14 protein-coding genes and 1 pseudogene are annotated in these 15069 nt (G+C 54.7%); 10 read left to right on the plus strand and 5 right to left on the minus strand.

Features of this window, described 5'->3' with window-relative positions; translation table 11 throughout:
* Window positions 1-11: 11 nt before the first annotated feature.
* The 3 genes and pseudogenes from OGV38_RS16325 to OGV38_RS16335 form a co-directional block, all read left to right on the plus strand.
* A pseudogene (locus OGV38_RS16325) lies at window positions 12-1370 on the plus strand (MFS transporter); the annotation flags it as partial.
* Window positions 1348-2130, plus strand: a complete 783-nt coding sequence (locus tag OGV38_RS16330) for an adenine nucleotide alpha hydrolase family protein (protein WP_286474041.1) — start codon at window positions 1348-1350, stop codon at window positions 2128-2130. The pseudogene OGV38_RS16325 and the gene OGV38_RS16330, both read left to right, overlap by 23 nt.
* Window positions 2127-2981, plus strand: a complete 855-nt coding sequence (locus tag OGV38_RS16335) for an electron transfer flavoprotein subunit alpha/FixB family protein (protein ID WP_049040372.1) — start codon at window positions 2127-2129, stop codon at window positions 2979-2981. The genes OGV38_RS16330 and OGV38_RS16335 overlap by 4 nt, the downstream gene beginning before the upstream one ends.
* Before the next feature lie 50 nt (window positions 2982-3031).
* Here the strand turns inward: OGV38_RS16335 and OGV38_RS16340 are convergent, their stop codons facing one another.
* The 4 genes from OGV38_RS16340 to queD all read right to left on the minus strand — a co-directional run bounded on the left by OGV38_RS16340 (window position 3032) and on the right by queD (window position 5590).
* Window positions 3032-3607 (minus strand): glycerol-3-phosphate responsive antiterminator, encoded by a 576-nt coding sequence (locus OGV38_RS16340; RefSeq protein WP_016157338.1) that lies wholly within the window; start codon window positions 3605-3607, stop codon window positions 3032-3034.
* A 16-nt stretch (window positions 3608-3623) separates the two neighbouring features.
* Window positions 3624-3884: a ferredoxin family protein gene (locus OGV38_RS16345; protein WP_075847512.1), complete on the minus strand. Its 261-nt coding sequence runs from the start codon at window positions 3882-3884 to the stop codon at window positions 3624-3626.
* Window positions 3875-5146 carry an FAD-dependent oxidoreductase gene (locus OGV38_RS16350; protein ID WP_210591942.1) on the minus strand — a complete coding sequence of 424 codons (1272 nt, stop codon included), beginning with the start codon at window positions 5144-5146 and terminating at the stop codon, window positions 3875-3877. The genes OGV38_RS16345 and OGV38_RS16350 overlap by 10 nt, the downstream gene beginning before the upstream one ends.
* A gap of 81 nt (window positions 5147-5227) precedes the next feature.
* Window positions 5228-5590: a 6-carboxytetrahydropterin synthase QueD gene (gene queD, locus OGV38_RS16355; RefSeq protein WP_016154218.1), complete on the minus strand. Its 363-nt coding sequence runs from the start codon at window positions 5588-5590 to the stop codon at window positions 5228-5230.
* 305 nt (window positions 5591-5895) lie between these two features.
* On the opposite strand from queD, the gene cysJ reads away from it, so the two are divergent.
* From cysJ to cysH, 3 genes are all read left to right on the plus strand, one after another.
* Window positions 5896-7695 (plus strand): NADPH-dependent assimilatory sulfite reductase flavoprotein subunit, encoded by a 1800-nt coding sequence (gene cysJ / locus OGV38_RS16360; protein WP_286474046.1) that lies wholly within the window; start codon window positions 5896-5898, stop codon window positions 7693-7695.
* A complete protein-coding gene (gene cysI / locus OGV38_RS16365) occupies window positions 7695-9407 on the plus strand; it encodes an assimilatory sulfite reductase (NADPH) hemoprotein subunit (RefSeq protein WP_016154216.1) in 1713 nt (570 codons plus the stop codon). Before cysJ ends, cysI begins: the two co-directional genes overlap by 1 nt.
* Before the next feature lie 83 nt (window positions 9408-9490).
* Complete coding sequence (gene cysH / locus OGV38_RS16370) at window positions 9491-10225, plus strand: phosphoadenosine phosphosulfate reductase (protein ID WP_049040375.1); 735 nt, start codon at window positions 9491-9493, stop codon at window positions 10223-10225.
* A 44-nt stretch (window positions 10226-10269) separates the two neighbouring features.
* On the opposite strand, the gene OGV38_RS16375 is transcribed toward cysH, so the two are convergent.
* A complete protein-coding gene (locus OGV38_RS16375; RefSeq protein ID WP_286474050.1) occupies window positions 10270-11313 on the minus strand; it encodes an aminopeptidase in 1044 nt (347 codons plus the stop codon).
* Between the two features lie 254 nt (window positions 11314-11567).
* Here OGV38_RS16375 and cysD point away from each other — a divergent pair, with 254 nt between their 5' ends.
* The 4 genes from cysD to OGV38_RS16395 are packed head-to-tail and all read left to right on the plus strand — an operon-like array spanning window position 11568 to window position 14889.
* Window positions 11568-12476, plus strand: a complete 909-nt coding sequence (gene cysD, locus OGV38_RS16380) for a sulfate adenylyltransferase subunit CysD (RefSeq protein ID WP_003034152.1) — start codon at window positions 11568-11570, stop codon at window positions 12474-12476.
* A gap of 9 nt (window positions 12477-12485) precedes the next feature.
* Window positions 12486-13913 carry a sulfate adenylyltransferase subunit CysN gene (cysN, locus tag OGV38_RS16385; RefSeq protein ID WP_053389704.1) on the plus strand — a complete coding sequence of 476 codons (1428 nt, stop codon included), beginning with the start codon at window positions 12486-12488 and terminating at the stop codon, window positions 13911-13913.
* Window positions 13913-14518, plus strand: coding sequence for an adenylyl-sulfate kinase (gene cysC, locus OGV38_RS16390; RefSeq protein ID WP_019077557.1), 606 nt, complete (start codon window positions 13913-13915; stop codon window positions 14516-14518). The genes cysN and cysC overlap by 1 nt, the downstream gene beginning before the upstream one ends.
* 47 nt (window positions 14519-14565) lie before the next feature.
* Window positions 14566-14889, plus strand: coding sequence for a DUF3561 family protein (locus tag OGV38_RS16395; RefSeq protein WP_016154211.1), 324 nt, complete (start codon window positions 14566-14568; stop codon window positions 14887-14889).
* Window positions 14890-15069 lie beyond the last annotated feature (180 nt).

Genomic DNA, 15069 nt, shown 5'->3' on the forward strand with positions numbered 1-15069 from the left:
TTTACCGGACAGGGGTAGAAATGAACACTTCACCGGTGCGAATGGACGATTTACCGCTTAACGGTTTTCACTGTCGTATTGCCGCCTTGACCTTTGGTGCTCACCTTACCGACGGCTATGTTCTTGGCGTTGTCGGCTATGCCATTATTCAGTTAACACCTGCCATGCAGCTCACGCCGTTTATGGCCGGGATGATTGGCGGCTCGGCGCTGCTCGGGTTGTTTCTCGGTAGTCTGGTGTTGGGCTGGATTTCAGACCACATTGGTCGACAGAAGATCTTCACTTTCAGCTTTGTGCTGATCACCATCGCCTCTTTTTTACAGCTTTTCGCCACCTCGCCGGAACAGCTTATTGGTTTACGCATCCTGATTGGGATTGGGCTGGGAGGCGATTATTCCGTGGGGCACACCCTGCTGGCCGAATTTTCACCACGACGACATCGGGGAGTGTTACTGGGGGCTTTTAGCGTGGTATGGACCATCGGCTATGTGCTGGCAAGCCTGGCGGGACACCACTTTATTACCGAAAGCCCGGATGCCTGGCGCTGGCTGCTGGCGTCGGTGGCGCTGCCCGCACTATTGATTACCCTGCTTCGCTGGGGGACGCCGGAATCGCCTCGTTGGCTGCTGCGCCAGGGGCGTTTCGCGGAAGCCCACGCTATTGTTCACCGCTATCTTGGGCAGCACGTATTGCTCGGCGACGAGGTTTCTGCGGCGTCCGGAAAGCACATCAAAACGCTCTTTTCCCCTCTCTACTGGCGGCGAACCGCGTTTAACAGCGTGTTTTTTGTTTGTCTGGTGATCCCCTGGTTTGTTATCTACACCTGGCTGCCTACCATTGCCGGGACCCTCGGCCTGGAGGATGCGCTCACCGCCAGCCTGCTGCTGAATGCGTTGTTAATCGTTGGCGCACTGCTGGGGCTGGTATTAACACATCTGCTGGCGCACCGTCGGTTTCTGCTTGGGAGTTTTTTTCTGTTGGCTGCCACGCTGGTGGTGATGGCTTTTCTGCCGTCCGGTAGCTCGTTAACTTTGCTGCTTTTTGTCCTGTTCAGCACCACAATTTCTGCGGTCAGTAATCTGGTAGGGATCCTGCCTGCTGAAAGCTTCCCGACGGATATCCGCTCGCTGGGCGTGGGTTTTGCGACGTCGATGAGCAGACTTGGCGCGGCAATCAGCACCGGCCTGCTGCCCTGGACGCTGGCGCAATGTGGGATGCAGGTCACGTTGCTGCTGCTGGCTGGCGTGCTCCTCATTGGATTTGTGGTGACCTGGCTATGGGCACCGGAAACGAAGGCATTGCCGCTGGTGGCGGCCGGAAGCGTGGAGAAAATACAGGGAGGAGCAAATGAACATTCTGTTCGCGTTTAAGGCCGAACCAGACTCCGGTATGTTGGCGGAAAAAGACTGGCTGGCGGCGACGGAAGATACCCGTGGCCCGGACACCGCGCTGCTGCGCTGTTCTCCTGGTGCCGATGAGCAGGCGGCTGCGGCATTACTGCTGGCGCAACGTCGTGAAGGTTGTGATATGACGTTAACCGCGCTAAGCATTAGCGATGAGCGTGCTATTCATTGGTTGCGCTATTTTGCCGCGCTGGGTTTTGATAAGCCGGTGTTGCTGGAAACGACGGCGGATCTGCGCTTTGCGCCGGAATTCATTGCCCGGCAAATAACTGACTGGCAGCGTCATCACGGCGCGGATTTGATTATCACTGGCTGTCAGAGTAGCGAAGGGCAGAACGGGCAAACGCCATTTTTGATGGCTGAAATGTTGGCCTGGCCCTGCTTTACCCAGGTGGAGCGTTTTACGCTGACGCCGCCTTTTGTTGTTGTCGAGCAACGAACGGCGACCGGGTTGCGCCGCTGCCGGGTGCGGCTTCCGGCAGTGATTGCCGTCAGGCAATGTGGTGAAGTTGCGCTTCCCGTCCCCGGAATGCGTCAGCGTCTGACGGCGGCAAAAGCGACAATTTTACGTCAGCCAGCGTCCAGTGATGAAACTCCGAACGTGCAATGTCAGAAGCTGGTGCGACCGGCGCAGCGGCGCAGCGCCACGATTATCGACGGCGCGACGGCGCAGGAAAAAGCGCGGATATTGTGGAATGATTATTTGCGCCAGAGGATGCAGCCATGAAGATCGTTGTGATTACGGAATCGGGTGAATGCGCTGCACTGGCAGGCTGGATTGCAGAAAACGCGCTTAATGCAGCAGAACTGGAACGCTGGACTCTAGACCCGATGCCGGACGTGGCGGAGCAGGTGCTGGACGCGCTGGCGGCGCAGTGGTTGCTGACGCCAGCCGACATCCTGATTTTTCCGGCGGGTGCGCTGGGGGATGAGCTTGCGACGCGGCTGGCCTGGCGTCTGCATGGCGGCAGCGTTTGCCAGGTGCAGACGCTGAATGCGCAACAGGGGCTGGTGACGAAATCCCACTGGGGGAATGCGCTGACGGCCCGGCTACAAATCACCGCGCGTCCCTTGTGCCTTTCACTGGTGCGACAACCGGAAACGAGCGCGCCGGGCAACGTGCTGCCAGCAATGGTGGAGCGCCGGATTGCCCCCACCACACCTCCGGGCTGGCTGGATAGCGTAGAAAGCATCGACCGTGTTACAGCTCATCCTTTGTTGCAGGCCGGGCGTGTGCTGGTGGTAGGGCAGGGAAGAAGTGACGCCGATGCCGAAAAAATTACCGCTCTTGGTAAGGAGTTTGGTGCCGAAGTGGGATACAGCCGTGCGCGGGTTATGAACGGTGGTTTTGATGCTGAGCGCGTGATTGGCATCTCAGGTCATCTGCTTGCGCCGGATGTCTGCATTGTGGCGGGAGCGTCCGGCGCGGCGGCGCTAATGGCCGGGATTCGTCAGAGCCGGTTCGTCGTGGCGATAAACAGTGACGCCAGAGCGCCGGTCTTTTCACAGGCGGATGTCGGGATTGTGGATGACTGGCTGCCGGTGCTGGAGGCGTTGGCAGCCATCGCAGAAAATTAATTCAGGGGGATGCCGGGTCAGGTGTTTACACCGCTATCCGGCAGCTCGGGTTAATGCAGCTTTTTCGCTAACGTCCAGACGTCGGTGTTGGTAGTTGAAAGCGCCGCCACACCGGCTTTCATCGCATTGCGGGCGTCCTCTTCATCGCAAACCAGACCACCGGCAATCAACGGCTGGCGTATTTTTTCCGTCACCCACCCCAGCACTTTCGGCATACAGCCCGGTAGTATCTCAATACAGTCCGGGTTCGACTGTGCGACCTGCTTATCAATGTTGTGAAAAGAGATAGAGTCGACGATAAACAGGCGATGAATACAGAAAAAGCCCTCCGCCCGCGCGGCTTTCAGCATCGACGCTTTGGTACTGATGATGCCGTCGGCCTCAGTGACCAGCTTCAGAAACTGGATCACCACCTCTTTATTGGACGCGCCCTCCAGCAGATCAACGTGGATAAATGCGTACTTACCGGCATTTTTAATTTTCTTTACGATATGGCTGATGGTGCAGATATTACCGTATAGCACAGAAATGAACTGGCACTCGGAATCAATGGCTAATTGCAGACTGGCGTTGTCTTTCACCGCGGCAATAACCGGATTCTGGCGAAGCAGGTGTAACAGAGGCATAAATTATCCTATTAAATTATCCAAATCGGTAAGTGATGCCAAAGCCGGACGCGGGGTAGCGCCATTGTTGCAGCGTTTTTTCATCACACAGCAGTCGACAGGTACCACACTCCAGGCAGCCGCGAAAGCTGACCCGTAGCTCACCTTCCGCCGTAAGAGAAAACAGTCCGGCGGGGCAGGATGCGATCAGCCGTTGTGCCGTTTCGCTGTCAACAACGGTCGCAGGAACAATATGTGAAATGTCGGCGGGACGCCAGACGTTACGGGCTACAGACATCGTAAGCTCCTGATGATATCGCCTGCCAGATGACGCAGGCCGTGACGACGAAACTGACGCCAGACAATCTGGCGCAGCGGGGCTACCGGGCGGTCGCCCTGATGCCAGATTTCATGGGAAATAGCCTCCATCAGCATGGGCCATTGACGATACCATCCGGGGCGCTGGAGCAACGCCGGAACATCCCGGTAACGTTGCAGAACGTCCCACAGCAGGCTGTGCTGGATGTCGTGGTGATAAGCCGGAAACAGATTTTGCGGCTCGCGTTTCCGGCAGGCGTTAATCAATGTTTGCGCCGCAGCCTGAGCACCAATGAGCGCCATATCCATGCCGCGAACGGACAAACCGGTATTCACACAGCTGCGCAGCGCATCGCCCACCAGCAGCCAGCCTTCTCCTGCATATTGTACGGGCAGGCTGTGCAACCCGCCTTCTGGAACCAGATGCGCACCATATTCCAGCGTTTCGCTGCCTCTGAGCAGCGGATGTAACGCCGGATGCGTCTTGAGCCGCTCCAGCAGTTCAGCCGCCGGGACATCGCTTTGTGCCAAAGAGGAGAGCGGACAAACCACGCCCAGAGAGAGCGTCTCCTGATTGGTGTAGAGAAACGCGCCGCCGGGAAGTTCGCCACAAATATTGCCACTGAACAGCATTGCCGCGCCTTCGTCATTGGATAAGCGGAAACGTTCCTCAAGTAACGATTTATCCAGCGCCAAAGTCTCTTTAATGCCTAATGCCATTGCGGTTGTCGAGGGACGCGGCAGGAATCCGTAGCGCTCGGCCAGTACGCTGTTTGCCCCTTCCGCCAGTACCACATAACGGGCGTACAGCGTCTCGTTATCGGCAATAACGCCGCAGACTCTGCCCTCTTCGATATGGAGCGCCTCGACCGTCACACCGCTGATAAACTGTACGCCTTCGGCCTCGGCCTGGGCGACAAACCACGGGTCGAAGCGGGCGCGCAGCAGGCTCCATGAGTCTCCCTCCGGTTGCAGGCTGGAGTACGTCGTTGCGCCATCGCGAGTCAACAGCGAGAGATTTTCCTGGGTAATTCGGCGTTCAAGTGGGGCTGAATGTTGGAAGTGGGGAAGAAGTTCACCGAGCGCGTGAGTATACAGACGCCCGCCGGAAAGGTTTTTACTGCCGGGAAGCTCGCCGCGTTCAATAAGCAAAACTGACAGTCCTGCTCGCACGCAGCGTAAAGCACAAGCGGTGCCCGCTATCCCTGCACCGATAATAATAATATCGAAATCGTCAGACATGTTGTGCTCCAGATATCCAGAGCACATAACCCTAACAGAGTGTTAGTTAAGGAAAATTGACCGTCGCCACAGACGATACAATCATTCCCCGCGATACACGCAGCCTGCTGTGCAGGTCTCTTTCACCATTACGGCACTCAGCAGAGGGACAACCGGTTTAACCTGATCCCAAATCCATTTGGCCAGAACTTCACTGGTTGGGTTTTCTAAGCCGGGAATATCGTTCAGATAGTAGTGATCGAGTCTGTTGTAAGTTGGCTTAAACGCGGCTTTTAACTCAGAAAAATCCATGATCCAACCGGTATGCGGATCGACTTCACCGGTAATTTCAAGACGCACCATAAATGAGTGACCATGCAGGCGGCCACACTTATGCCCTTCCGGTACATGCGGCAGGCGGTGAGCGGCTTCGAAGGTGAAATCTTTAAACAAGGTGGTGGACATTTTTTACTCTCAAGAATGCGAAAAACCGCCGTAGGGTACCGTAAAGAGCGAATTTTATCATTAGTTAAAAGGGCGCTGAGTATCAGAACGACCTATTCATGATGGTGATGTTTAATAATTATTGATATATCATATAGTTATCTAATCTGTTTTGATGTTAATAACTATAACTAAAACAGGTTAGTTCATTTGGTTATTTGTTATTTCTATCCCTTCTTTAATTGTTACTATCCCCGCCGTTAACCTTATCTTCAGTTTGGGTTTTATTGCTGAAATCCGCTTTGCTTACTGGAACATGACAACGCATGACGACACAGGCCCCACCTTCCGCTCTGCTACCGCTAAACCCGGAGCAACTGGCACGCCTTCAGGCGGCCACGACCGATTTCACTCCCGCACAGCTTGCGTGGGTTTCTGGCTATTTTTGGGGCGTGCTGAATCAGCAGCCAGGCAGCAATGCGGCGACTCCTGCGCCTGCTGCTGAAATGCCTGGCATTACGCTTATCTCCGCCTCGCAAACCGGTAATGCGCGTCGTGTGGCGGAAGCCCTGCGCGATGATCTGATCGCTGCAAAGCTCAACGTCACTCTCATCAATGCTGGCGACTATAAATTCAAACAAATCGCCAATGAGAAATTGCTGATCGTAGTGGCGTCGACGCAAGGGGAAGGTGAACCGGCGGAAGAAGCCGTAGCGTTGCATAAATTCCTGTTCTCGAAAAAAGCGCCGAAGCTCGATAACACCGCTTTTGCCGTGTTTGGTCTTGGTGACACTTCTTACGAGTTTTTCTGTCAGTCAGGAAAAGACTTCGATGCAAAACTGGCTGAGCTGGGCGGAGAACGTTTGCTTGACCGCGTGGATGCCGACGTCGAATACCAGGGCGCGGCAGCCGAATGGCGTGCCCGTCTGGTTGATGTCCTGAAAGCGCGTGCCCCTGCGGCATCGTCTGTGCAAGTTGCTGCGAGCGGTGCGGTAAACGAAGTACACACCAGTCCGTACACCAAAGAAGCGCCGCTGACGGCGTCGCTTGCGGTGAATCAGAAAATCACCGGTCGCGACTCGGAAAAAAATGTACGCCATATTGAAATCGATCTCGGCGATTCCGGCCTGCGCTACCAGCCGGGCGATGCCTTAGGAGTCTGGTATCAGAACGATCCTGAGCTGGTCAAAGAGTTGGTTGAATTGCTGTGGCTGAAAGGAGATGAGCCGGTCACGGTTGACGGCAAAACCCTGTCGCTCACCGAAGCGCTGCAGTGGCATTTCGAGCTGACGGTTAACACCGGCAATATCGTCGAGAACTATGCCACTTTAACCCGTAGCGACTCTCTGCTGCCGCTGGTGGGCGACAAAGCGCAATTGCAGCATTACGCCGCAACCACGCCAATCGTCGATATGGTGCGCTTCTCTCCGGCGCAACTGGACGCCCAAACGTTGGTTGAGCTTCTGCGACCGCTGACGCCGCGTTTGTATTCTATTGCCTCTTCCCAGGCGGAAGTGGAAAGCGAAGTGCACGTCACCGTGGGCGTGGTGCGTTATGACATTGAAGGTCGTGCCCGTGCTGGTGGTGCGTCCAGTTTCCTCGCCGATCGCGTGGAAGAAGAGGGCGAAGTGCGCGTGTTCATCGAACACAACGATAACTTCCGCCTGCCGGCTAACCCGCAGACACCGGTGATTATGATTGGACCGGGCACGGGGATTGCGCCGTTCCGTGCATTCATGCAGCAGCGTGCGGCTGACGGAGCCGAAGGCAAAAACTGGCTGTTTTTTGGCAACCCACACTTTACCGAAGATTTCCTGTACCAGGTGGAATGGCAGCGTTACGTCAAAGAGGGCGTACTGAGCCGCATCGATCTCGCCTGGTCGCGCGATCAAAAAGAAAAAGTCTACGTACAAGATAAACTGCGCCAACAAGGTGCGGAACTGTGGCGCTGGATAAACGACGGTGCCCACATTTATGTCTGCGGCGACGCTAATCGCATGGCGAAAGACGTTGAGCAGGCTTTGTTGGAAGTGATTGCCGAATTCGGTGCTATGGATATCGAAGCGGCGGATGAATTTTTAAGTGAGCTGCGCATTGAGCGCCGTTATCAGCGAGATGTCTACTAATGAGCGAAAAATACCCAGGACCATTGGTGGTCGAAGGCAAGCTGTCCGACGCTGAGCGTATGAAGCTGGAAAGCAACTATCTGCGCGGAACTATTGCCGAAGATTTAAACGACGGCCTGACCGGCGGCTTCAAAGGCGATAACTTCCTGCTGATCCGTTTTCACGGTATGTACCAGCAGGATGACCGCGATATCCGCGCCGAACGAGCCGAGCAAAAGCTGGAGCCGCGTCACGCGATGCTGCTGCGCTGCCGTCTGCCGGGTGGGGTGATCACCACCAAACAGTGGCAGGCGATCGACACGTTCGCCCATGACAACACAATTTACGGCAGCATTCGTCTGACCAACCGTCAGACCTTCCAGTTTCACGGCATTCTGAAGAAGAACGTTAAGCCGGTACACCAGATGCTGCATTCGGTCGGGCTGGACGCGCTGGCGACCGCCAACGACATGAACCGTAACGTTCTGTGTACCTCTAACCCGTACGAGTCCGAGCTGCACGCCCAAGCCTATGAATGGGCGAAGAAGATCTCCGAACATCTGCTGCCGCGTACTCGCGCCTATGCAGAAATTTGGCTGGATCAGGAGAAGGTAGCGACCACCGACGAAGAGCCGATCCTCGGTCAAACCTATCTGCCGCGTAAGTTTAAAACCACGGTCGTAATCCCGCCGCAGAACGACATCGATCTGCACGCCAACGACATGAACTTCGTAGCGATTGCCGAAAACGGCAAGCTGGTGGGCTTTAACCTGCTGGTCGGCGGTGGTTTGTCGATTGAGCACGGCAATAAGAAAACCTACGCCCGCACCGCGAGCGAGTTCGGCTATCTGCCGCTGGAGCACACCTTGGCGGTAGCAGAAGCTGTGGTGACAACGCAGCGCGACTGGGGTAACCGTACCGATCGTAAAAACGCCAAAACTAAATACACGCTTGAACGCGTTGGTATCGACACGTTCAAAGAGGAAGTGGAGCGTCGCGCGGGTATTAAATTTGAGCCGATCCGCCCGTACGAGTTCACCGGTCGCGGCGATCGTATTGGTTGGGTAAAAGGGATCGACAATAACTGGCACCTGACGCTGTTTATTGAAAACGGCCGTATCTTGGATTATCCGGGCCGTCCGCTGAAAACCGGCCTGCTGGAGATCGCGAAGATCCACAAAGGGGATTTCCGCATCACCGCCAACCAGAACCTGATCATTGCTGGTGTGCCGGAAAGCCAAAAAGCGAAGATCGAGAAGCTGGCGCGCGATCACGGATTGATGAATGCGGTGAAGCCGCAGCGTGAAAACTCGATGGCCTGCGTGTCGTTCCCGACCTGTCCGCTGGCGATGGCGGAGGCCGAACGTTTCCTGCCATCGTTCACTGATAAAGTGGAAGCTATTCTCGAAAAACACGGCATTCCTGACGAGCATATCGTGATGCGCGTTACAGGCTGCCCGAACGGCTGCGGCCGCGCGATGCTGGCGGAACTGGGCCTGGTGGGTAAAGCCCCGGGGCGCTACAACGTACACCTTGGCGGTAACCGCATGGGCACGCGCATTCCGCGTATGTATCGCGAAAATATTACGGAATCGGAAATTCTCGACTCCGTTGACGAACTGGTTGGGCGCTGGGCGAAAGAGCGCGAAGCGGGTGAAGGCTTCGGTGATTTTACGGTGCGTGCGGGCATCATTCGCCCGGTGCTCGATCCCGCCCGGGATTTCTGGGAATAAAGTGAAATTGACTTATCGGGTCTGCTGAATCTGTAGGCCTGATAAGCGCAGCGCCATCAGGCAAGGTAAACAGCGAGGAATTTATGTCCAAACTCGATCTCAACGCGTTGAACGCGCTGCCGAAAGTTGAACGCGTTATGGCGTTGGCACAAACCAACGACCAACTGGAAAATTTGAGCGCCGAGGATCGCGTGGCGTGGGCGCTGGAAAACCTGCCTGGTGAATATGTACTGTCATCAAGCTTTGGTATCCAGGCGGCAGTAAGCCTGCACCTGGTGAATCAGATTCACCCGGATATCCCGGTGATCCTCACCGATACGGGCTATTTGTTCCCGGAAACCTACCAGTTTATTGATGAGTTAACGGACAAGCTCAAGCTTAATCTGCAAGTCTACCGGGCGAAGGAGAGCGCGGCCTGGCAGGAAGCGCGCTACGGCAAACTGTGGGAACAGGGCGTTGAAGGCATTGAGAAATACAATGAGATCAACAAAGTCGAACCGATGAACCGCGCGCTTAAAGAACTCAATGCGCAAACCTGGTTTGCCGGCCTGCGCCGCGAACAGTCGGGCAGCCGGGCGCATTTGCCAGTGCTGGCTATCCAGCGCGGCGTGTTTAAAGTGCTGCCGATCATCGACTGGGACAACCGTACCGTTTACCAGTATCTGCAAAAGCACGGCCTGAAATACCATCCACTGTGGGATCAGGGCTATCTGTCAGTTGGTGATACCCATACCACCCGCAAATGGGAGCCGGGTATGGCGGAAGAAGAGACGCGGTTTTTCGGATTGAAGCGCGAGTGCGGATTGCACGAAGGGTAAAAGATAAAAGCCCGGTAATGATTACATATTACCGGGCTTCTTCGTCAGGATTTACCCGCTTTTGCCAGTTCTTTTACCAGCGGGAGCATAATGCGTACCACGTCGCGGCTACGGTGCTCTATCCTGCCCGGTAAGGCTTTATCGATATGCTGCTGGTTATCCAGTCGCACATCGTGCCAGCTGTTGCCTGCCGGGAACGAGGCGCTTTTGGCGCGCTGTTGATAGCTATCTTTCTTGCCCAGACTCCAGTTGGTTGCTTCAACGGAGAGCACGGCAATGCCCGCATCGTCGAAGACCTCTGCATCGTTACAACATCCAGTACCTTTCGGATAGTTTTTGTTCAGTCCCGGATTGGTGCTGGCTACGATACCGCGGCTGTGCGCGATGGCCAGCGCCCGGTCACGCGTCAATTTTCGCACCGCTTCCGGGGTTTTCTTACCGCTATTGAAATAGAGCTTATCGCCGACGATCAGGTTATCGAGGTTGATAACCAGCAGCGTATTTTTCTTCTCGGCGGCGCTCATTCGCTTCAGGATGTTCTCCGCGCCCAGTTTGCCTTCTTCCTCGCCGCTGGTGGCGATAAATCGAATGCCGTACTGCGTCGGCACGTCTTTGAGTTTTTCCGCCAGTTCCAGCATCACGCCAAGCCCTGCGGCGTTGTCATCAATACCTTGCAGGGTCAATCCACCCAGATTGGCATCGGAATCGGCGTCGCTCTGTGCGGCGTAGGTGTCGAGGTGCGCCATGATAATAATCTGCTGTGGCGCTTTACCCTCATGTGCGGCAATAACGGTACTCCCCGTGACGTTATGCCAGTTTTTACGGTTATTTTTGGCGGTATAAACATAACGGCTATTAAACGTTCGAATATCACTGCTGTAGCCCATCTGCTGAAATTGCTGACGAATATAATCAGCAGACAACATTTCTGCCGGAGAGCCCGTTACGCGGCCTGGGAAAAACGTTGCGATATATCGAGCCTGGGTATTTGCGATATCTCCAGGTTTGGAAGATGTTGCCTGTGCGGGAAGGATAAAGCACGCGCCGAGCGCCAGGATTGCAAGAAGGGGGCGCGTTGCGGAAAACATAATGAGTCCTTAAATACCAAGCAGAAATTTTTAGCCGCTAGTATGAAACCGTGATCGAGGTAAAACAATTTCATTTGCTCCTAAATGCCCTAAATTCGGTAGCTTAAGCACTTTTTGATATTTGCTTTTCCGGATCGTTATTCCTTTGAGGAACTACTCATTCCAATTCGTAATTTCATTCGCCCTCTTGCCCTCCCTATAGTCAGGTTATCTGAGCATCGTTAGCAAAATAACGGCATTACATAGGAACGGTTATGGATCAAAAACGACTTACCCACCTGCGGCAACTGGAAGCGGAAAGCATCCATATTATTCGTGAGGTGGCCGCCGAGTTTTCGAATCCGGTGATGATGTATTCCATCGGCAAAGATTCCAGCGTAATGCTGCATCTGGCGCGCAAAGCGTTTTATCCTGGCACGTTGCCGTTCCCTCTGCTGCACGTTGATACCGGCTGGAAATTCAGCGAGATGTACGAGTTTCGTGACCGCACGGCGAAAGCCTACGGTTGTGAACTGCTGGTGCATAAAAACCCGGAAGGGGTGGCGATGGGCATCAACCCGTTTGTTCACGGTAGCGCCAAGCATACCGATATTATGAAAACCGAAGGGTTGAAGCAGGCGTTGAACAAATACGGTTTCGACGCCGCGTTCGGTGGCGCTCGTCGTGACGAAGAGAAATCGCGTGCCAAGGAGCGCATTTATTCTTTCCGCGATCGTTTTCATCGCTGGGACCCTAAAAATCAGCGTCCGGAACTGTGGCATAACTACAACGGACAGATTAACAAAGGCGAAAGCATTCGCGTATTCCCGCTCTCCAACTGGACTGAACAGGATATCTGGCAGTACATCTGGCTGGAAAATATCGACATCGTGCCGCTGTACCTGGCGGCGGAGCGTCCGGTGCTGGAACGCGACGGTATGCTGATGATGATTGATGACGACAGAATCGATCTGCAACCGGGTGAAGTGATTAAAAAACGCATGGTGCGTTTCCGTACGCTCGGCTGCTGGCCGTTAACAGGCGCGGTGGAGTCGAATGCGCAGACGCTGCCGGAAATCATCGAAGAGATGCTGGTCTCAACCACCAGTGAACGTCAGGGCCGCGTGATTGACCGCGACCAGGCGGGCTCCATGGAGCTGAAGAAACGTCAGGGGTATTTCTAAGGAGCCGCCATGAACACGACACTTGCACAACAAATTGCTAATGAAGGCGGCGTTGAAGCCTGGATGGTCGCCCAGCAACACAAAAGCCTGCTGCGTTTTTTAACCTGCGGTAGCGTGGATGACGGGAAAAGCACCCTGATTGGTCGCCTGCTGCACGACACGCGTCAGATTTATGAAGACCAGCTTTCATCGCTGCACAACGACAGTAAACGTCACGGTACTCAGGGCGAAAAGCTCGATCTGGCGTTATTGGTTGACGGCTTGCAAGCCGAGCGCGAGCAGGGCATCACCATCGACGTGGCTTACCGTTATTTCTCTACCGAGAAGCGTAAATTTATTATTGCGGATACTCCCGGCCATGAGCAGTACACTCGCAACATGGCGACCGGTGCGTCGACCTGCGACCTGGCGATCCTGCTGATCGATGCGCGTAAAGGCGTGCTGGATCAGACCCGTCGTCACAGCTTTATCTCCACGCTACTTGGGATCAAACACCTGGTGGTCGCGATCAACAAAATGGATCTGGTGAACTTTAGCGAAGAGACATTTAACCGCATTCGCGAAGACTATCTTACTTTTGCTGAACAGTTGCCGGGCAACCTGGATATCCGGTTTGTGCCGCTCTCTGCGCTGGAAGGCGACAACGTGGCTTCACAAAGCGCCAGCATGTCGTGGTACAGCGGTCCGACGCTACTGGAAGTACTGGAAACCGTTGAGATCCAACGCATAGTTGATACTCAGCCGATGCGCTTCCCGGTGCAGTATGTGAACCGACCGAATCTGGATTTTCGTGGTTATGCCGGGACGCTGGCCTCCGGTAGTGTGAAGGTAGGGCAACGCGTCAAAGTGCTGCCATCCGGCGTTGAGTCGAGCGTGGCACGGATCGTAACCTTTGATGGTGATTTACAGGAAGCACATGCGGGTGAAGCGATCACCCTGGTATTGAAAGATGAGATCGATATCAGCCGGGGCGACCTGCTGCTTGATGCCGGTGAAGCGTTACCTGCGGTACAACGCGCTGCCGTTGATGTGGTGTGGATGGCGGAACAACCGTTGTCGCCTGGACAGAGCTACGACATCAAAGTCGCCGGTAAGAAGACCCGCGCACGCGTTGATAACGTGCAGTACCAGATTGATATTAATAACCTGACCCAACGTGATGTTGAAGCGTTGCCGCTAAACGGCATCGGTCTGGTTAATCTGACCTTTGATGAGCCGCTGGTGCTGGATACCTATCAGCAGAACCCGGTTACGGGCGGGCTGATTATCATTGACCGCCTGACCAACGTTACCGTTGGCGCGGGGCTGGTACGTGAGCCAATCGTCCAGGAGCACACCGCGGCTTCTCAGTTCAGCGCGTTTGAGCTGGAGCTTAATGCGTTAGTGCGTCGCCATTTCCCGCACTGGGGCGCGCGCGATCTGCTGGGAGGAAAATAATGGCGCTGCATGACGAAAACGTCGTCTGGCATGCCCATCCTGTTACACCGCAACAGCGGGAACAACGCCACGGTCATCGTGGTGTTGTGCTGTGGTTTACCGGGCTGTCTGGTTCCGGTAAATCCACGGTCGCAGGGGCGCTGGAAGAGGCGTTGCACAAGCTGGGAGTGAGTACCTATTTGTTGGATGGCGATAACGTGCGCCACGGCCTGTGCAGCGATCTTGGGTTTAGCGATGCCGATCGTAAGGAGAATATTCGTCGGGTTGGCGAGGTGGCTAACCTGATGGTGGATGCGGGTCTTGTGGTGTTGACCGCCTTTATCTCTCCACATCGCGCCGAACGCAAAATGGTCCGTGAACGCGTTGGCGAAGGGCGTTTTATTGAGGTTTTTGTCGACACGCCGCTGGCAACGTGCGAATTACGCGATCCAAAAGGGCTGTATAAAAAAGCGCGGGCGGGTGAGTTGCGCAATTTCACCGGAATTGATTCGGTATACGAAGCGCCTGAATCGCCAGAGATTCATCTTGATGGTGAACAATTGGTAACAAATTTGGTACCCCAATTATTAGACCTGCTGAGGCAGGAAGATATTATCAGATCCTGAGACACCCGAGCTTGTATGCCCGGTCAGTCACGGTCACAGGATTAGATATGCGTAACAGCCATAACATTACTATTACAGAGTCAGATACCTTCGCCGCCGACGATGAAACCACCTGGTCACTACCGGGTGCTGTGGTCGGTTTTATCGCGTGGCTGTTGGCGCTGGGGATTCCGTTTCTAATTTATGGCCCTAACACACTCTTTTTCTTCATTTATACCTGGCCCTTTTTCCTCGCATTGCTGCCCGTGGCGATTGTCGCGGGTATTGCGCTGCACTCCCTATTGAAGGGGCTGTTGCTGCTGAGCATTACCTGCACCCTACTGGTGGTTGGGGCGATGTTTGGTGCGCTATTTCTGTGGTTGTTGGGTTAGGCAAACGCCTTTTTTAAACAATCGCTGATGTTGCTCACTCTCTGGTCATAATTCAAACCGTAACCAACAATGAGATTATGTTCTCCTTTCACGGGGTATACGTAACAACGGGCAAATGTGGTACATTTGCCCGCGTTGTCGCGGCATTCCCGACCGTTGATGTAAAGTTGTCTGCGGAAG

It is taken from the genome of Citrobacter sp. Cb080, from assembly GCF_030334745.1.
Taxonomy (GTDB): domain Bacteria; phylum Pseudomonadota; class Gammaproteobacteria; order Enterobacterales; family Enterobacteriaceae; genus Citrobacter; species Citrobacter braakii.